General features: G+C 39.1%; 18 protein-coding genes and 1 riboswitch. Of the genes, 10 read left to right on the top strand and 8 right to left on the bottom strand.

The features are described 5' to 3' along the window. Positions 1–7 precede the first annotated feature (7 nt). Both NMG86_RS02825 and NMG86_RS02830 read right to left on the bottom strand, forming a co-directional pair. The gene (locus tag NMG86_RS02825) at positions 8–679 is read right to left on the bottom strand and encodes an RNA-guided endonuclease InsQ/TnpB family protein (protein WP_237157189.1); all 672 of its coding nucleotides are present in this window, start codon (positions 677–679) and stop codon (positions 8–10) included. Further along, the gene (locus NMG86_RS02830; RefSeq protein ID WP_227365153.1) at positions 645–1016 is read right to left on the bottom strand and encodes a hypothetical protein; all 372 of its coding nucleotides are present in this window, start codon (positions 1014–1016) and stop codon (positions 645–647) included. Before NMG86_RS02830 ends, NMG86_RS02825 begins: the two co-directional genes overlap by 35 nt. Before the next feature lie 172 nt (positions 1017–1188). Here NMG86_RS02830 and NMG86_RS02835 point away from each other — a divergent pair, with 172 nt between their 5' ends. The 3 genes from NMG86_RS02835 to NMG86_RS02845 all read left to right on the top strand — a co-directional run bounded on the left by NMG86_RS02835 (position 1189) and on the right by NMG86_RS02845 (position 4143). After that, positions 1189–1611: a hypothetical protein gene (locus tag NMG86_RS02835; RefSeq protein ID WP_026788583.1), complete on the top strand. Its 423-nt coding sequence runs from the start codon at positions 1189–1191 to the stop codon at positions 1609–1611. Between the two features lie 82 nt (positions 1612–1693). Further along, positions 1694–2263, top strand: a complete 570-nt coding sequence (locus tag NMG86_RS02840; RefSeq protein ID WP_026788584.1) for a Uma2 family endonuclease — start codon at positions 1694–1696, stop codon at positions 2261–2263. Between the two features lie 131 nt (positions 2264–2394). Next, positions 2395–4143, top strand: a complete 1749-nt coding sequence (locus NMG86_RS02845; RefSeq protein ID WP_071783070.1) for a potassium channel family protein — start codon at positions 2395–2397, stop codon at positions 4141–4143. 127 nt (positions 4144–4270) lie between these two features. Here the strand turns inward: NMG86_RS02845 and rpsU are convergent, their stop codons facing one another. Beyond that, positions 4271–4486, bottom strand: a complete 216-nt coding sequence (gene rpsU / locus NMG86_RS02850) for a 30S ribosomal protein S21 (protein WP_026788585.1) — start codon at positions 4484–4486, stop codon at positions 4271–4273. Positions 4487–4907: 421 nt separating this feature from the next. Beyond that, a complete protein-coding gene (gene lipB / locus NMG86_RS02855) occupies positions 4908–5576 on the bottom strand; it encodes a lipoyl(octanoyl) transferase LipB (RefSeq protein ID WP_026788586.1) in 669 nt (222 codons plus the stop codon). Positions 5577–5839: 263 nt separating this feature from the next. Here lipB and hpf point away from each other — a divergent pair, with 263 nt between their 5' ends. The 5 genes from hpf to NMG86_RS02880 all read left to right on the top strand — a co-directional run bounded on the left by hpf (position 5840) and on the right by NMG86_RS02880 (position 13111). Then, positions 5840–6487 (top strand): ribosome hibernation-promoting factor, HPF/YfiA family, encoded by a 648-nt coding sequence (hpf, locus tag NMG86_RS02860; protein ID WP_026788587.1) that lies wholly within the window; start codon positions 5840–5842, stop codon positions 6485–6487. Positions 6488–6722: 235 nt separating this feature from the next. Further along, on the top strand, positions 6723–9326 hold the full coding sequence (locus NMG86_RS02865) for a response regulator (protein ID WP_043938876.1): 2604 nt from the start codon (positions 6723–6725) through the stop codon (positions 9324–9326). An 11-nt stretch (positions 9327–9337) separates the two neighbouring features. Next, entirely contained in the window at positions 9338–10381 is a 1044-nt protein-coding gene (locus NMG86_RS02870; RefSeq protein ID WP_043938875.1) for a GGDEF domain-containing response regulator, read from the top strand. A gap of 120 nt (positions 10382–10501) precedes the next feature. Then, on the top strand, positions 10502–11083 hold the full coding sequence (locus NMG86_RS02875) for a Uma2 family endonuclease (protein WP_026796964.1): 582 nt from the start codon (positions 10502–10504) through the stop codon (positions 11081–11083). Positions 11084–11191: 108 nt separating this feature from the next. Continuing rightward, on the top strand, positions 11192–13111 hold the full coding sequence (locus tag NMG86_RS02880; RefSeq protein ID WP_026796965.1) for a serine protease: 1920 nt from the start codon (positions 11192–11194) through the stop codon (positions 13109–13111). A gap of 35 nt (positions 13112–13146) precedes the next feature. Here NMG86_RS02880 and NMG86_RS02885 read toward each other — a convergent pair whose 3' ends face one another. Both NMG86_RS02885 and NMG86_RS02890 read right to left on the bottom strand, forming a co-directional pair. Then, positions 13147–13494 carry a DUF5615 family PIN-like protein gene (locus NMG86_RS02885; protein WP_026796966.1) on the bottom strand — a complete coding sequence of 116 codons (348 nt, stop codon included), beginning with the start codon at positions 13492–13494 and terminating at the stop codon, positions 13147–13149. Then, positions 13495–13809, bottom strand: coding sequence for a DUF433 domain-containing protein (locus NMG86_RS02890; protein WP_026796967.1), 315 nt, complete (start codon positions 13807–13809; stop codon positions 13495–13497). It abuts the gene before it with no gap. A gap of 137 nt (positions 13810–13946) precedes the next feature. Further along, positions 13947–14046: riboswitch (TPP riboswitch) on the top strand. A gap of 8 nt (positions 14047–14054) precedes the next feature. Here NMG86_RS02890 and thiC point away from each other — a divergent pair. Both thiC and NMG86_RS02900 read left to right on the top strand, forming a co-directional pair. Further along, on the top strand, positions 14055–15434 hold the full coding sequence (thiC, locus tag NMG86_RS02895) for a phosphomethylpyrimidine synthase (protein WP_026796968.1): 1380 nt from the start codon (positions 14055–14057) through the stop codon (positions 15432–15434). Positions 15435–15534: 100 nt separating this feature from the next. Next, positions 15535–16173, top strand: coding sequence for a Coq4 family protein (locus NMG86_RS02900; protein ID WP_026796969.1), 639 nt, complete (start codon positions 15535–15537; stop codon positions 16171–16173). 59 nt (positions 16174–16232) lie between these two features. Here the strand turns inward: NMG86_RS02900 and NMG86_RS02905 are convergent, their stop codons facing one another. Together NMG86_RS02905 and NMG86_RS02910 are read right to left on the bottom strand one after the other, a co-directional pair. After that, positions 16233–16808, bottom strand: coding sequence for a Uma2 family endonuclease (locus NMG86_RS02905; protein WP_026796970.1), 576 nt, complete (start codon positions 16806–16808; stop codon positions 16233–16235). A 10-nt stretch (positions 16809–16818) separates the two neighbouring features. Beyond that, a complete protein-coding gene (locus tag NMG86_RS02910) occupies positions 16819–19173 on the bottom strand; it encodes a heavy metal translocating P-type ATPase (protein WP_026796971.1) in 2355 nt (784 codons plus the stop codon). Positions 19174–19505: the final 332 nt, after the last annotated feature.

The following is a 19505-nucleotide window of genomic DNA, read 5'->3' on the forward strand; positions in this document are numbered from 1 at the left end:
TTGTGGGTTACTGAGTGCATTGACATACTCCCACCGTCAAGCTTCGCGCTTGACGGGGGATTCTCCCAGAATCACTTCTTGAGATTACTGGCTCAACGAGACGACTTAAATCTTCAACATCTCTGTTAAAGACCCAGAGGCCGGACTCTCCCCAGTCGTTCGGGTCGGTTTCTGCTTGCCCAACAGTACCGTTGAGATATTCTCCCAAATATTTCAACCCTTTTTTAAGAATATTGATAGCTGCGTTCCAATCACGATCTAAAACTGTTTGACAATCAGGGCATTGATGAGTTCTCGTACTCAATGTTTTATAAACTTTTGCCCCACAAACCGAACAATCAATAGTCGTGAATTGTGGTGGTACAGCAATGCAAGTTATCTTATGTATCTTGGCAAAATAATTCACCCATTGCGTGAACTGATACCAAGAAGCATCGCTAATACTCTGAGCTAACTTGTGATTCTTCACCAAATTAGACACTTTCAAAGCCTCATAGACTACCAAATCATTAGATTGGACTAACGCCAGAGCATCCTTGATAGCTCTGTCTTTACGTTGTCGGAAAACTTTTAAGTGCAATTTAGCTACTTTTTGCCGTTGCTTGTGATAGTTACTGGACTGTTTCTGTCTTTTTCGATGACGCTTAGATAGCCTTTGATGAATCTCGACAATTAGCATAGAACCGAGAAATGGCTTGCCATGCTCTATCTGCGCTTGACTGCCTTGCCTGAGAATTTAATTTGTTCACCCAAGGAGTTGTAGAGTCTTTCGCCAAAACAGCACAAAGTTTCTGCAAGTCATTCTTTGTAGTCCCTTTATTCTCCATCCAAAACTTAACGCATTTGTTTCTGACAAATTGCGCTGTCCTAATAGCTTCATCAAACTTTTGATATTGCTCTGGAGTGCCGTTCTTTAACTTGGCTTCTACAACTAACATAATTCCCTCGACCTTGGGTTTAACACTATTATAACACACTTTACCCGACAATTGTGGAATTAAATCGTGGCTTCGCATCTGAGTTAGTTGGATTTCATCCCTCGTTAAGCTACACTGTAACGGGGGCATTCATCCAAAATTTTTAGGTAATCTTATTAGATTAGCGTTGATTTTACTGGGTGTATAATTTAAGTCAGATTTTTTTAAAGATTTGCCGGATCAATAATTTAGTGCAGTTTGATCAAAACCAATGGAAGAATTACAGTATCTCGCCACTTGGGTTAAGGAACAACACGCCCAAGAATATATCCTGACTTGGTTATTAACTCAACCTGGCCTCTGGTGGTCAAATGGGGAAGTTTACCAAGCGGTTTTGCAAAAATCGGGGAAACGGTTGAAGGAATTTGTCAAGAAAAGCAAACAAGGAGATCTATTTCAAGGGATTGCCGATAAGATTGTCAGTGATGAAAGTTGGGATCAAATTGCTGAAAGTTTAGCCCGGTTAATGGGAATTTATCAAGAAGAATTGGTTAAATTACAGGATCAAGGACGGTTAGAACAAACTACTCGTTTATCGGTTCAACGTCCTTCTCCGCAGTCAAAATCCTGGTCTAATCTTGATGTTCAACAGCCTTTACCTGACCCGAATACCGATGCTTTAACTGGACTATAAATTATTAATTATTGTGGGGATAGCGATCGCTTTTTTTGTTATAATGAAAATCCAATCAAAAATACAATAGGAGATTATTTTTATGTCTCTGATGACAATAAAAGATTTAGAGCAAGTCCAAAAAAATCTCTCCGAAGGCGGTTTAGATTATCAGTTAGAATTAGTCGAGGGGAAGATTGAAATTATGGGGCCATCGGATATTATATCGAGTGAAATTGGCGTGATTTTCAGCCGTTTGCTGGCTAATTGGGTTTACCCCCGTCGTTTAGGCCGTGTCTTTGACTCTGCTGGGGGTTTTATCCTCCCTGATACTAACCTCAAAGCTCCTGATGTTTCTTTTGTTCGTGCATCCCGTCTTAGACAAAGTGTGCGTTATTTTGCTGAATTAGTCCCTGATTTAGTTGTAGAAATTAAATCCCAAAGCGATCGCATCAATCCTTTAAAAAAGAAAATCAATAAATTCTTAGAATTAGGGGCACAAGTTGGGATTCTGATTGATCCTGATGAGTTAATAGTTACGGTTTATCGCTCTACAGAGGAACCCGTTATACTCGGTAATGGAGATATTTTAACCCTGCCAGAACTCTTTCTGGGTTGGGAATTACCCATTAATGAATTATGGCCCCCGGTTTTTACCGATGATGAATTCTAAAATCGCTTTTCTGGTAGGAGTCCGTGTTTTTAGATACAGTTTTGGGAGAATCAGACCGTTGATAATTTCGTTAGGTGGCTATCGGATCAAGAACTTTAGTGGGATGATCGCTTTTATGGATTGTAATACCTATGAAACCTCGAATTATTGTTTGTAGTTTAGGTCGGACGGGATATCAGATTTTTAGACTCCTGAAGCAACAAGGAGCTATTGTCGTGGGTATCAGCGACAAACCCATCCCCCAAGAAGGGTCTGATGTGGTAGTGGGGAATTTACGCTCCGCTTCGACTTTATTGGCCGCCGGGGTAAAAACAGCCAATGCTTTGATTTTGGCTGGAAATGATGAAGCGACAAATTTAGCGATTTTAATGCAAGCCCGAATTTTAAATCCTCAAATTCGGATTATTAATCGTTTATTTAATACTAATTTAGGAACCCGCCTGAATCAAACTTTACCAGATCATAGTACCATGAGCGTTTCGGCTCTGGCTGCCCCTGTATTTGCGTTTGCGGCTTTAGGAAATCGGGCAATTGGACAACTAGAATTATTTAATCAAACTTGGCCGATTCATGAAGAATTGATCGATGAAGATCATTCCTGGTTAGGACATAGTTTGAGGGATTTATGGGCTGATCCCAGTCGAATGTTAATTTATTATTTGCCGTTTAAAGATAAAATTGATTTAGTCTCTGGGGTGATGGCTGATCAAAAATTGGAGGTGGGCGATCGCTTAATTATAGCCATTAAACCCAAAACCTATCAAATTCAAAAGAATCTTAAATATCGATTTCTTAAATTCAAACGAGGATTACAAAAGTTTAAACAATATGCTAAGTCTGCCTTAATTGTAAGTTCGATTTTATGTCTAACAATATTGGGAGCAGCTTTAACTTATGTTTTTGTCGATCCTAGTTATTCTTTCGTGGATTCTCTCTATTTTTCCGTAGGGATGATTACCGGAGCCGGAGGAAATGAACAAGTTGTTGAACATTCCCCCGACACGATTAAAATTTTTACGGTGGTCATGATGTTAATTGGCACCGGAGTTGTTGGAATTAGTTATGCCCTATTAAATGATTTTATTTTAGGAACTCGTTTGAAAGATTATCTGGATGCGACCAGAGTTCCCGAACGCAATCACTATATTATTTGTGGATTAGGAGAATTAGGATTAAATATTGCCCAACATTTATATCAGCGAGGTTATGAAGTAGTAGTAATTGAACGAGATCCCAATAGTCGTTTTCTCAGTACCGCCAAGGGGTTAAAAATTCCCATTTTTGAAGGAGATGCGAGTTTAGCCAACACCCTCAAAAGTGTTAATATTGAAGCTGCAGAAGCATTATTAGCCGTTACCAATGATGATACTGGAAATTTAGAAATTGTTTTAAGTGCTAGGGGATTAGCACCCAATTTACGGGTAATTACTCGCACCCATGATTCCCATTTTGCCTTGATGGTGCAACAGATTTTTGATTTTGAAGCGGTCTTAAATACAACGGAAATAGCGGCTCCAGCTTTTGCCGCCGCAGCACTGGGGGGGCGGATTTTAGGGAGTGGAATTACGGCGGATAGTTTGTGGGTGGCTTTAGGAACTTCAATTACCCACAATCACCCCTTTTGCGGAAAGCGAGTGCAAGAGGTTGCTAGAAAAGCTGATTTTGTTCCTTTATATGTTGAAACTGCCTATCAAACTATTCATAGTTGGGAACTGTTGAATTTTCTGCTACAACCTGGGGATATCCTATATTTGACCATGCCAGCCCAGCATATTGAGCAACTTTGGCAAACTCTCCCCCCAGAAATATTCTCCTGGCAGGATAACCCTGTTTTGAGTCGAGAGTCTAGCCTAGCGCCACCGAAAAAATTAATCGGTTAAGGAAAGGATAAGGAACAGTTACAGTAAACCGTTAGTGGTGAACGAGGCAAAATACGCACCTCCTCGTTCATACTACGTCGCGGACAAGTGCCGACTAAATGCTCATGGCAAATGTCCATTTTTCCCTTTAGGGTTCACTATTTTGAAATTGTTGTCTGCGGTTGCGAAGGCGACGGCGTTCTTTATGGCGAGCTACCTCTTTACGCTTGCGTTTTTGTCCGGGGGTTTCAAAGTGACGATTTTTTTTCAGATCGGCAAAAATGCCAGCTTGTGAAACTTTTCGTTTAAAGCGACGTAAAGCAGACTCTAATTGCTCAGTTTCACCGAGAACGACTTGGCTCATTCCATATTCTCCCAGTTAAAATTATAGATGGGTTTAACAAGCTGCCCTGATTAAGCGGATAGGAACGGGACACTGTGAACGTCCACACCCATATATCTTTGATCTTTGACCGTAGTACCATTGAGAAATCAGGGCTTGAAACAACCTCAAATGGCAATAACGAAGAATATCCGCCCAAATCGAAGCATGGTAGAAAAAAATTTCTGATACGGCTTAGTTTGTGCCATTTACTCCCCATGCAGAGCGATATTCACTATAGCACAAATTTAGACCACAATTAATCCCACGCTTTGGTAATTCTTCACAACTGACTGAGACTAAGAAGATTTCTGTTCTTCTTGGGATGGATGCGCTCCATCCATTCAGCCCAATTTAACTCTTGAATAGCTTTGGCTTCCTGATCGCTGGCTTAACAGAATTGTTAAGTAATTGTTAATTTTAATTGGGGAGAAATCAACTCTAGTCCAAAGACTTGAGCAAAGGTTTCTGCCACTTGAGAACGGACTTGTTCTAAAGTAATCCCAGGAATAAATTGAGCTAAACTACCAACGGGTCGATGGGCAATCCCACAGGGAACAATTGCTTCAAAACCCTGCAAGTCAGGGCAGACATTAAGGGAAAAACCGTGCATCGTAATCCAACGACTGACTTTGATGCCTACAGCCCCCACCTTGGTTTGATCAATCCAAACTCCTGTTAACCCCGGAATCCTTTCTGCGGGGAGTTCATAGCTGCCTAGAACTTGAATTAATACCTGTTCTAACTGCCTCAAATACCAATGTAAATCAGGGGTGTGGCGTTGTAGATTTAAAATCGGATAGCCGACTAGCTGCCCTGGACAATGGTAGGTTACTTCCCCGCCCCGTTCCACCCGATGCAGTTCCACCGGAGACTTGTCGGGATCGAACTTCAGAAACCGTAAATCAGCCCCCTGTCCCAAGGTATAAACAGGAGGATGTTCCAATAGGATCAATACATCATCAAGATCGGGGTTCAGCTTGCGGTCTTGAACCAAGGATTGCTGCCAATTCCAGGCCGTTGTATAGGGAACCGATCCAAAGTAATAAATTTGACAGGGGACAGCCACAATAACCGTTAAAAAAAGAAGTCAATAGCAGATAGGGTAACAGATTTAATGCTAATATAGTGAGTAGGAATACTTAATTCAACTTCTAGGAGAAAAGGAAAAACGTACAAGAGATCAGAAAAAAAATCAAGTGATTTTCGACTAAACTTAACCCCGGAAAAGTCAAGAATTGTCACAAGAGCAAAAAAAATTGCAATGGGTGAAGTTTGGTATCAGGTTAGTGTTAAGGTGGGAATATGCCCACATTATGAGCGGGAGGGAGCTTTATGGAGCTTGTTATCCAGGGTAAAAATTTAGAAGTTACGACTGCAATTCGCGAATATGTAGATCAGAAGATCACAAAAGCTGTCAGTCATTTTGAACAATTGACGACGGAAGTGGATGTACATTTATCTGTTGCTCGGAACCCTCGGATAAATCCAAAACAAACCGCAGAAGTGACAATTTATGCCAACGGAACTGTGATTCGCGCTCAAGAAAGTAGTGAAACTCTTTACGCCAGCATTGATCTAGTCGCCGACAAAATTGCTCGCCAACTGCGGAAGTACAAAGAAAAACGTCAGGATAAGAGTCCCAATCTACTTAAAACCGGTGAAGTCGTTATTGAGAATCCGGTGGTTGAAGATTTGATTGGGGATCGTTCTCCTGAACTACCCCCAGAGGTGATTCGCACAAAATATTTTGCGATGCCTCTAATCACCGTTGATGAAGCTTTAGAACAGCTTCAATTTATTGATCATGATTTTTATATGTTCCGCAATGCGGAGACGGAAGAAATTAATGTGATATACAAGCGTTCTCATCACCGTGGTTACGGCGTGATTCAACCTCGCCACGGAGATGCAGAAAGTAACGGTAAATCTACTCAGGCGAATACTGAGGTTTTGAGTTCATCCAAAGCTGCTCAAGTTTAGAGGTATCGAGGGTTTGGCTCTGTGTCAAACCCTCGATTACAACTTTACGGATAATAATTGAAGATGGGTTTTTGTTGAACGAGTATTCTATTTTAGGACGCTTTGGCTCAAAAGAAGACCATCAAAACCGTGCCATATCAGGATGGAACGTTTGAAACTCCACCCCAGGGATGGCGGTGGATTTTTTTTGATTAATGCGTCTATGGGATGCCATTGATTGCCCAAAGGACAGAATATGTTGAACAGTGCTAAGGATGCCTCGGCTTCAAAAATTTTAATTGTTGATGATCTTCCAGAAAATCTGGAACTGCTCTATCATGTTTTGACGGATGCCGGGTATGACGTCGATAGAGCTTTAGATGGAGAATCTGCCTTAGAACAAATCAATCATGATCCTCCAGAACTGATTTTACTAGACGTGATGATGCCGGGTTTGAATGGTTATGAATTGTGCCAACAATTAAAGGCTTGTTCCCAAACCCGGGACATTCCTGTAATTTTTATTACTGCTTTAGCTGAAATTAATAATAAAGTTAAGGGTTTTGAAGTGGGAGGGGTGGACTATATTACTAAACCCTTTGAGATTGAAGATGTTATAGTTCGGGTGAAAAATCAGTTAACCATTGTTGAGCAACAAAAACAGTTACAGGAACAAAAAGCTCAATTAGAAAGAGAAATTCAAGAGCGGCGACGAGTTGAAACGGCCCTGCAACAAAGCATTAAACGAGGAAAAACCAGTGCCCGTGTGATTCAACGAATGCGCCAAACCCTCAACTTGAATAAAATCTTTAAATCTACTACGGTGGAATTAAGGAAGGTGTTACATTGCGATCGGGTGGTGATTTATCAGTTTAATCCTGACTGGAGTGGAAAAGTTGTTGCTGAGTCAGTAGAAACAGGTTGGATACCTTTAATTAAAGCTCAATATCATGATCCGGTGATGACTCAAACGGCGATTTTAAATTCCGATTGTGTGTTTGAATCCTTAACAGAAATTTCTGAAATTCCTCTTGAAGATACTTATTTACAAGAAACCCAAGGGGGGGTTTACCGCCGGGGGGTAAATTATCGCTGTGTTGAAAATATTTATCAAGCTCAATTTAGTCCTTGTTATATTGATTTTTTAGAGAGATTTCAAGTCAAATCTTATTTAACCGTTGCTATTTCTTGTGCAAATAAACTTTGGGGTCTGTTAGGAGTCTATCAAAGTTCGGATTTTCGCAAATGGCATCACAAAGAAATTTCAATGGTGGTACAAATTGCCAGCCAATTAGGGGTTGCTGTTCACCAAGCCCAACTTTTTACAAAGATTCAAGAGCAAACAGAAGAATTAAAAATTGCCAAAAAGTCAGCCGAGTCAGCCAATACTGCTAAGAGTGAATTCTTAGCTAATATGAGCCATGAATTGCGGACTCCTTTGAATGCGATTTTAGGTTTTGCTCAAATTATGAAAAAGGATAGTTCTTTATTGACAGAACAGCGAAAGCACATTGAAATTATTAATCGCAGTGGAGAACATTTACTGGATTTAATTAATGATGTTTTAGAACTTTCTAAAATCGAAGCGGGAAAAACAACTCTCATAGAAACTCGATTTGATTTGTTATTATTAATAGATAATATTAAGGATATGTTGCGATTAAAAGCCGAAAGTAAAGGCTTATTATTTCAATTTCATATTTCTAATATCGTTCCTCAATATATTATTACAGATGAAAGGAAGCTCCGTCAAATCCTAGCTAATTTATTGGGAAATGCGATTAAATTTACGGAAACAGGTTGGGTAAAATTGCGAGTGAGTGCTGGATTTAAACCGCCATCAAAAGACGAACAAAGTAGTCAGGATATTAACGAATTTTCTACTTTGAACTTGAGCACTGGATTAGAAGAAATGCAAGATCATCGAAAAATCAATATTAAATTTGAAATTGAAGATACAGGAGCCGGTATTTCTCCCGAAGAATTGCCCTTATTATTTGAGGCTTTTACCCAAACAGAAGTGGGTCGTCAATCAGGTCAGGGAACAGGCTTAGGACTGCCCATTAGTCGTAGTTTTATCCAATTAATGGGAGGGGATATTCAGGTAAATTCTATCCGAGAACAAGGCTCAACCTTTACCTTTGAAATTCAAGCAAGAATAGATAGGGAAACCAGCTTCTCTCCTAGTCAAAATCAGCAACAAATTATCTATCTAGCTCCCGATCAAAATTCAGTTCGGATTTTAATTGTAGATGACGATGCGGATCATCGCTCATTATTAGTTAAAATATTAACTAGAATTGGTTTTGAGGTACAAGAAGCCAGGGATGGTCAAGAGGCATTAGACCTTTGGCAAAGTTGGCAACCGGATTTAATTTGTTTAGATATGCAGTTACCGATTTTGGATGGCTTTGCTACGGCTCGTCAAATTCGGAGTCAAGAACAGCAACATTCTATTCCGATTTTAGCCATTACTGCCTCGGTATTTGAGCAAGATCGGCAATCTATTTCAGTTTCTGGATGCAATGATTGGATTAGTAAGCCATTTAAAGAAGAAGTTTTGTTACAAAAAATTAAAGAACATTTAGGGGTAGAATATGTATATCAAGAACCAGATTCAAGTTATATATTGCCCCAAATAATATCTTCAGTCAGTTCTGAATTAAGAACTCAGATTTTGATGTTACCCCGTCCATTAATTCAAAAATTAAATTCTGCTGCCACCCAATGTAGTGATGATTTGGTTTTACAATTAATTGATCAAATTCCGGGAGAATTTTTAGATTTGAGCCAAGTAATAAAAGAATGGGTACTAAATTTTAGATTCGATCTAATTATTGATTTAACTCATCAGATTTAATCCTCCAAGCAATGAATAACGAGCAAAACCACCTAAATCCCTCTGATATATTAGTTGTTGATGATTACCTCGATAATTTACGAGTTTTAACCGCGATTTTAGTCGAACAAGGATATCGGGTGAGAAAAGCAATTAATGGTCAACTCGCACTGGCTACCATTGAAGTTCAAGTCCCTGATTTAATCTTATTAGATATTCAACTTCCTGATATTAATGGTTATGACCTCTGCCGTCAGATTAAAGCCAACCCCCGCACCCATGCTATTCCAATTTTAATAATGAGTATTCATGATCAAGCCGAAGATATTGTTAGAGCTTTTTCAGAAGGGGCTGTAGACTATATCAAAAAACCATTCCAACCAGAAGAAGTTATTATTAGAGTTAAAACTCAACTGATGATTAGAAATCTTTATAATCAATTAGAACACCAAAATCGGACACTATTTGAAAAAAATTATCAGCTTCAATCAGAAGTTGAGCAACGGATTCAAACAGAAGAATCTTTAAAAGCAGCTAATTTAAAACTAGAAAAATTAGCATTTATTGATGGTCTTACAGAGTTAGGAAACCGTCGTTATTTTGATGAACAGTTGCCTCGAATTTGGCGACAGATGGCGAGAAATAAACAATGTATTTCCTTAATTCTTTGTGATTTAGATTATTTTAAAATCTATAATGATACCTATGGTCATCCGGCTGGAGATATTTGTCTTAAACAAGTTGCTCATGGGATTAATCGGGCACTCAAACGTCCTGGGGATGCGGTTTTTCGTTATGGTGGGGAGGAATTTGTGATTATTCTCCCCGAAACTTCCTTAGAAGGTGCAATCCAAGTAACTAAAAATATACAGCTTGAAGTGGAACAACTTCACCACCTACACAATAATTTTTCTATCTATAAAAAAACCACGTTAAGTTTTGGTATTTCCTCTCAATATCCCGAACCAAATACATCACCTACATCTTTAATTATTCAGGCTGATCAAGCACTTTATGAAGCTAAAATGCAAGGGCGTAATACCTATGCTATTTACGGTTATCCCAATCCTTTTTAATTTATTTTAATATTGATCAAAGAACAGTAATAAAGCGATAAAAAGGTAATATTGATCAATTAATTAGTATCGAGTTATAATGGACTTCTGTTTCCCTGTTCCCTATTCCCCGCTATAATTATGATTGTCAATCCTTCTGATTATAAAATTTCTCATGAAGATTATCTCGAAGGCGAAAAAATTAGCCCTATTCGCCATGAATATATTCGGGGAGAAGTCTATGCAATGGTTGGAGGAAGTGATGCCCATGAAACTATTGCAGGAAACTTATTTGCTTTAATTAAAAATAAAGTTCGAGGCACAGGATGCCGAGCTTATATCAGTAATATGAAAGTTCATATTAAAACCGCCGATAGTTATTATTATCCTGATGTTATGGTAACTTGCGACTCCCGCGACCGAAATAATGGTTATTTTAAACAATATCCCAGCTTAATTATTGAGGTATTATCTCCATCAACGGAAGCATTTAATCGGGGGGATAAATTTGCTGATTATCGACAGATTGAAACCCTACAAGAATATGTTTTAATTAGTCAAAATAAAATTAACGTTGAATGTTTTAGACGAAATCAAGAGGGGCGTTGGGTATTGTTTACCTATCAACAAAATGAGCAGATACAATTAGAAAGTATTAATTTCACTTGTCAGGTATCAGAAATTTATGAAGATGTTTTAGAATTAAATTATCCTACGGGTTAGGGGAAATATTAAGAAAATCAATATTCAGTGAAAATACTAATGCAATTCTTGAACGGTTGAGTTATAATGATCCTTAATCAAGGATTCGACCATCACGGATTAATAATTATGGCACTGACCAGAGGTTTTGATTCACTCGCCCATCTGTTAACCGGAAGCGCTACCGTTGCGGCTATTGTTATTAGTCAAAGCGTGGCGGTTTATGCTAAAACTGGTGAGGAAGTTTACCAAATTGCTGTTCCCGTTACCGTCCAAATTAATAGTGATAACGGTGGCGGAACCGGGGTAATTATTGCTAAAGATGGCAATACCTACACGGTTTTAACCAATCATCATGTCGTTTGTGAACCTAAAACTTTTGTTAACAATTGCAATACTAACCGATCCTATAATATTACCACCTCTCAACGCAAAACCTATACCGCTAACTTTGTCCAACCCTTCCAAACTAACGAGAGTAGCCCGGATTTAGCAATTCTAACCTTTACCACTTCTGATAACTATTCCGCCGCTATTTTAGGCGACTCTAATCAACTTATCGAGGGAACATTTATCTGGGTTTATGGATTTCCCGGGTTAGGTGGACGTTTCGGAGTGGAACGAGAACCCCAATTTACCCAAGGGGCAATTACCAGTTTACCCCAACGCAAACCCGGCGGCTACACCATCAATTATAGCGCCTTGACATGGGCTGGGATGAGTGGTGGCCCTGTATTTGATAGTGAGGGGCGAGTGATTGGAATTCATGGACTGGGGGGGCAAGAAGCGAGTCTGATTTATGATAGTAATGGTCAACCTACTGGACAATTTACCGTCGTCAAAACGGGGATTAATTATGCGATTCCGATTAATACTTTTATCGCCCTTAAACCCCAAATCCGTCAAGGAAATACAACGGTTACGGTTAATAATACGGCCAAGAGCCGAGTTGCTAACCTGAATAATCCTAGCACGGCTGATGATTACTATGCTAGAGGTGCTGCTAATTTTAGTCAAGGCAATTATCGCGCTGCTCTTGATGATTTTAATAAGGTTATCAACGTTAATTCTGATAACGCAAATGCTTATGTTTCTCGGGGTCTTGTTCGCGATAATTTAAAAGACTATCAAGGGGCGATATCCGATTATGATAAAGCTCTTAAAATTGATCCTAATTTTGCTATTGCTTACTTCAATCGGGGTGTTGTTCGCTATAAATTAAAAGACTATCAAGGGGCGATATCTGATTACGATAAGGCTCTTAAAATTGCTCCTAATTTTGCTATTGCTTACGCAGGTCGGGGTCTTACTCGCTATAATTTAAAAGACTATCAAGGGGCGATATCCGATTACGATAAAGCTCTTAAAATTGATCCTAATTATGCTCTTGCTTACAACAATCGGGGTGCTGCTCGCGATAAATTAAAAGACTATCAAGGGGCGATATCCGATTACGATAAGGCTCTTAAAATTGATCCTAATTTTGCTATGGCTTACATAGGTCGGGGTAATGTTCGCATTGATTTAAAAGACTATCAAGGAGCGATATCTGATTACGATAAGGCTCTTAAAATTGATCCTAATAATGCTCTTGCTTACACAGGTCGGGGTATTGCTCGCCGTAATTTAAAAGACTATCAAGGGGCGATATCTGATTACGATAAGGCTCTTAAAATTGATCCTAATTATGCTCTTGCTTACACAGGTCGGGGTATTGCTCGCCGTAATTTAAAAGACTATCAAGGGGCGATATCTGATTACGATAAGGCTCTTAAAATTGATCCTAATTATGCTGCTGCTTACTACAATCGGGGTTATACTCGCGATGATTTAAAAGACTATCAAGGGGCGATATCTGATTACGATAAAGCTCTTAAAATTGATCCTAATTATGCTGCTGCTTACTACAATCGGGGTGTTGCTTTGTATATGGTTGGAGATAAACGAAAAGCGAGGGGAGACTGGGAAACAGCGGCGCAACTGTATCGACAACAAGGTAATGAGGATGCGTATAAAACCGTAATGGATAATATTAGAAACTTTAAGTAGGGTGCGTAAGCTCCGTGCACGCACCAAACCCATTTTTAAAAGGGTAAATACTCAACTGTATTTATCCAATCTTCAGATTTAGAAGCAAGGGCAATTAATTCTAAATCTTTAACAAATTGACCTACTGTACCACCAAGCTGATGTCCGAATATTAATCCCGCAAATGTTTTGCCTTGACGTTGCCAATCTTCTGCCATTGCCTTAAAGCGGATATCTTGGGTAAAAAGCACCCGTCCCAGAAGATTTGTTCGTTCTAAAAGTTGATAATCAGGTAATTCGGCAGAACCATCTTCAATAGCTGTTAGTACATCTATATTTCGACGGCGAAGTTGTTCAGTAATAGCTTGGGGAATATGAACATCCATATAGAGCTTAATTGCCACTTATAATACCCCTTTTGCTCTCAATTTGATAAAAAATGGAGAAGGAGAAATCAACGCTTTTTCTTGTTGAAATTGTTCCCATTCAGCGCGAATTTCTTGATCAATTTCATCGACATGATCAAAATAATATCCCATCGCTGCATGAGCTTCTGATAATTTTAAATAGGGATGCTGACGACACATTTCTTCAACTGACCATCCATAACTCAGATAGTCCATAGCAATTTGGGCAACACGGACGCGGGGAATTCTTTGTAAACGCGCGGGTTGTCCGTGATTTTTTTCAATATGAGGATAAGTGATTTCAACGGTCATTGTGATTAACAGACGATGGAATAATCATTATATTAGCATTTGATTCGATAAGTATAATTACGCCCAAATTTTTCCGATATTTCTAAGGATTTGATTAATTTATAGCCAATTAACAAAAACTGTGATACCATTTTCAATTAATAAGCTAGGGGTGCCTGCTAAGTTCAGGCTGAGAAAAGACACCCTTGGAACCTGAGTCCGGCTAGTACCGGCGGAGGGAAGCTATTAATACGAGGAAAATCAAAATGCGGACAGAATGGGTCGCCAAACGGCGTGGACAGAGCAACGTTTCTCAAATGCACTACGCCCGTCAAGGCGTGATTACCGAAGAAATGAACTATGTTGCTCAACGGGAAAATTTACCTGTTGAGTTGATTCGGGAAGAAGTGGCACGGGGACGGATGATTATTCCTGCTAATATTAATCATACTAATTTAGAACCGATGGCAATTGGGATTGCTTCTAAATGTAAGGTTAATGCTAATATTGGCGCTTCTCCTAATTCTTCTAATTTAGATGAAGAAGTTGCTAAACTCAATTTAGCCGTAAAATATGGCGCTGATACGGTGATGGATTTATCCACCGGAGGCGGTAATTTAGATACCATTCGTACCGCTATTATTAACGCTTCTCCTGTTCCCATTGGCACAGTTCCAATTTATCAAGCTTTGGAAAGTGTTCACGGCACAATTGAAAATCTCACCCCCGATGATTTTCTGCATATTATTGAAAAACACGCCCAACAGGGTGTGGATTATATGACGATTCATGCGGGTTTGTTAATCGAATATCTGCCCTTAGTTAGAAGTCGAATTACCGGAATTGTCTCCCGTGGGGGCGGAATTATTGCCCGTTGGATGTTGCATCATCACAAACAAAATCCCCTTTATACTCACTTTGATGATATTATTGAAATCTTCAAAAAATACGACGTTTCCTTTAGTTTAGGGGATTCTTTGCGCCCTGGTTGTACCCATGATGCGTCTGATGATGCTCAACTGGCCGAACTGAAAACTCTCGGAAAACTAACCCGTCGCGCCTGGGAACATGATGTCCAGGTGATGGTAGAAGGCCCTGGGCACGTTCCTATGGATCAAATTGAGTTTAATGTTAAAAAACAGATGGAGGATTGTTCTGAAGCTCCCTTCTATGTTTTGGGGCCGTTAGTAACAGATATTGCCCCAGGTTATGATCATATTACCTCAGCAATTGGGGCCGCGATCGCCGGTTGGCACGGAACCGCAATGTTATGTTATGTGACACCTAAAGAACATCTGGGTTTACCGAATGCAGAAGACGTCAGAAATGGCTTAATTGCCTATAAAATTGCCGCCCATGCTGCGGATATTGCCCGTCATCGGATTGGCGCCCGTGACCGTGATGATGAGTTATCAAAAGCTCGTTATAACTTTGACTGGAATCGTCAATTTGAGTTATCCTTAGACCCAGAACGGGCGAAGGAATATCACGACGAAACCCTGCCAGCAGATATCTATAAAACGGCTGAATTCTGTTCTATGTGTGGGCCGAAATTCTGTCCGATGCAAACTAAAATGGATGCGGATGCGTTAACAGAATTGGAACAATTCTTAGCTAAGGAAAAAGAAGTTGTAACTCAAAGTTAATTGGAAATAAACCGGGTTTATGTAAACCCGGTTTGTTGGTATATAATATTAAATTTAAGATGCGCTTAAGCGCAACAACCACGAATATTACTAAAATACTATGACTCAAGATAAACAGGCAGCAATTTTTGATAGTTTTTTAGCTCTTGTTAAAGCTCCTTATGGAGATTTTTCAGGAATTGGAAAACTTTCTAAGGAAATTAATGATGATTCTACTTTAGAGGAAATTGTCAATTTTCTGCGTCAAAGTCCTCAAGGTGAACGTGCATTTAAAGAACGTATCCTTTTGGGTAATATTGATTTACATCAGCTTCATGAGTTACCTAAAAATACTTTGGGTTACATTTATTCTGATATGATGCTCAAGAATAATTTAAAACCTGTTCCTGTTGAAAGAATAGAAGACAATGACTTCTCTTATTTAAAAATTCATCTTAGTGAAACTCATGATATTTGGCACATTGTAACCGATAGTGATATTGATAAGTCAGGTGAGGTTAAATTAGAAACTTTTTATGTAGCGCAGTTGCATTATGACCGTCTATTTTTGTCACTCCTCTCTAAAAATTTACTCAAGACTGCAATTCAAGAAATGGAGCTTTGTGAATCCATTATGGATGCTTTAACGAAAGGATGGACTATGGGAAAAAAAGCTAAACCCCTATTTGGAATTCAATGGAATAGTCTCTGGGAAAAACCATTGGAAGATATTCGCCTTTCTTTGGATATTGCTGTTTAGTCTTTATCTATTACATCTATAAAATATAAGGCTAACAATAGTTCTTGAATATCCCTATTTTACCCCCAATTAATCCCTTGATAAATTTCATTTAACGGGATTTGAAAATTGATAGAAGATAAACTTAAAATTTCATCAGGAGAATGGTACTCTGTTAGTAACCATTTACTTTCAGGTGTTTTAGTAAACTGTTCAACGTAGGTTTTATATTGGTCAATTAAAATATATTCTTTAAACTCAGGAATTGACCGATAATAGTCAAATTTGTCTCCTTGGTCATAGTTTTTTGTACTTCGGGATAAAACTTCAACAATTATTAAAGGATTAATCACAGTATCGGTTCGGTTTTCTTGAAGAATAGGTTCTCCTGAAATCACCATCACATCAGGATAAGTATAAATCCGATAATGGGGTATCCATAGACGAATATCACTGATAAATATTTTATGATTTTGGTTTCTGAGGGCAAATTTTAAATACGCATAAAAATTACCCGCAATATCGTTATGATTGGGTGTACCGCCTACCATAGAAATAATTTTTCCATCAATATATTCGTTTTTGCTGTCTGCTTTTTCTTCCAATTCCAGATATTCTTCTGGGGTGTAATGGCGTTGTTGAATTTCAGTTAACATGATTTTTTCCCTATAAAGATTGTGCTGAAGCACAACAACTTTTGAGTTGACGACGTAATAATAAGGAATTGGTGACAACAGTAACGGAACTTAATGCCATTAAAGCCCCGGCGGTTGAAGGACTTAATAATATTCCAAATTGAGGGAATAAAAAACCAGCCGCGAGGGGAATTGCTAATACATTATAACCGAATGCCCAGAATAAATTTTGACGAATTTTATTAAAGGTGGCGCGACTTAATTGGATGGAGTCAACGATATCTATTAAGGAATTTCGCGTTAACACAATATCTGCGGTTTCATTCGCCACATCCGTCCCGGTTTGTAACCCAATTCCAATATCAGCTTGTGCTAAAGCGGGTGCATCGTTAATCCCATCTCCCACCATTGCCACAACTTGATTCTGTTGTTGTAGGGTTTGAATTAGATTAACTTTCCCTTCCGGTCGGACTTCGGCAAATATATCCTCTGATTTTAAGTTTAACTCAATTGCGATCGCATTGGCAACGGATTGGCGATCGCCAGTTAATAAAATTACCCGTAACCCCAGATTTTGTAACTGGGAAACCGTTAATTTAGCATCGGTTTTGAGGGGGTCACTCATTGCCATTAACCCGACAACTTTACCATCTATTGTAACATAAACTATCGTTTTTCCTAAAAATTCCGGTAAGGTTTCAGGATAGTTAATTTTATGTTCAATTAACCCAGCTAAATTGCCAACAAATATAGTTTGATTCTCGATAATAGCCGAAACCCCTAAACCGGGTTCGGTTTGAAAATCCGATGCCATTAATAACGATAAATTCTGCTCTTTTGCTTCCCTTAAAATAGCTTCAGAAATAGGATGATTTGAACCCTGTTCTACTGTTGCCGCTAATTGTAATATTTGTTGTGGTGATAACTCAGAAATAGTAATACAATCTGTGACCATGGGAGAACCTGTAGTTAAGGTTCCGGTCTTATCAAAAACAACGATATTCAGTTGATGTACCCGTTCTAAAATATCCCCGCCTTTGATTAATAATCCCCTTTCTGCACCTATTCCCGAACCGACTAAAATAGCCGTTGGTGTGGCTAATCCCAAAGCACAGGGACAGGCAATTACTAACACCGCAATGGCTAATTTTAAACTTAATAATAAAGGAGCATTCGTGGCTATTTCTATTCCCGCCAAGGGAATTACATCCGGCCAAATTCTAGTTCCTAACCCATACCAAAATAGAAAGGTTAAACCCGCCAAACTCATGACAAAATAAGTAAAATATCCCGCGACAATATCGGCTAATTTTTGAATCGGGGCTTTGCGAGTTTGGGCGGTTTCAACTAATTGTACAATTTGTGCTAAAGTAGTATCGAAACCCGTGCGGGTTGCTTCAATTAAAATCACTCCGGTTTGATTAATAGTTCCCGCCGAAATATCATCACCAATTTGTTTTAAAATTGGCATAGATTCCCCCGTTAACATTGATTCATCAACGGTTGTTTTCCCGAACCTAATTTCCCCATCAACGGCTATTTTTTCCCCAGGTAATACCTGTAACCATTCCCCAACTTTAACTTGTTCGGCAGGAATTTCCACACTATTTAAAATTGCATTATCCTGAGATTGAGGTGCGACTAAACGGGCGGTAGTTGGTTGTAAGGCAATTAAAGATTGAAAGGCGGTGGCGGCTCTTTGTCGAGCGTACTGTTCTAGGGTTTTTCCTAATAAAATGAACCCCAATAACATTACAGGTTCATCAAAGAAACATTCCCAACCCAATTGAGGAAATAATAAGGCGACAAAACTGGTTAAATAAGCGGTGAGGGTTCCCAGTCCCACCAATGTATTCATATTGGGGGCATTATTTAATAAACTGCGTCCGCCATCAATAATAATAGAACGTGCAGGAAATAATAAAGCAATAGTAGCGAGTCCCCAATGAAACCAAATATTACTTAATAGATGAATATGGGGAAAGCCAAAATGATGTAAATGTCCAATACTTGATAATAACAATAACAGACCACAGGTAACAATCCGTTGAATTTGTTTTCCCATGTCCTGGCGATGTCTTTCTTGTAGCTCCTTTAATTTTTCCGTAGCTGAAGATGTTAAATTACGGAGTTGGGTGGGAAACCCGGTATTTGTTAAAATTTCAGCCAGACTTTCCGGGTTAATTTGGTTCGCCGCACATTCAACCCTTGCCACTTCCGTCGCCAAATTCACAGAAACAGAAATCACCCCCGACTGTTGGAGTAGTTGACGTTCCACAGCTTTCACACATCCCGCACACTGCATCCCAGAAACATCTAAAATAATCGTTTCGGTTGGGGGTGGGGTTAAAGTTTCGTCGGTTAGAGGTTTAGGAGCAAGCTGCATAAAGGTTGGGATTGTTGGTACTTATCAAAGAAATAATGGAATTATTCGTGTCAATCCTAGATTAGATCCCCCTAAATCCCCCTTAAAAAGGGGGACTTTGAATTTGATTCCCTCTTAAAAAGCAGGGTTAAGGGATCTAATTCCCCCCTTATTAAGGGGGGTTAGGGGGGATCTAACCCTTATTAATGGGGGTTAGGGGGGATCTGTAGAACCATTGTCTACGAATCACTTCCCTATTGAGGGTAGATCAAATTCTCTTAATAATCAATTGCGGGGGCTAAGAAAAAAGCTCACCAAGAGTCCTTCCCAGATTATAAAGGTTTCTGAGGATT

This window comes from Planktothrix rubescens CCAP 1459/22 (assembly GCA_904830895.1).
Taxonomy (GTDB): Bacteria; Cyanobacteriota; Cyanobacteriia; order Cyanobacteriales; family Microcoleaceae; genus Planktothrix; species Planktothrix agardhii.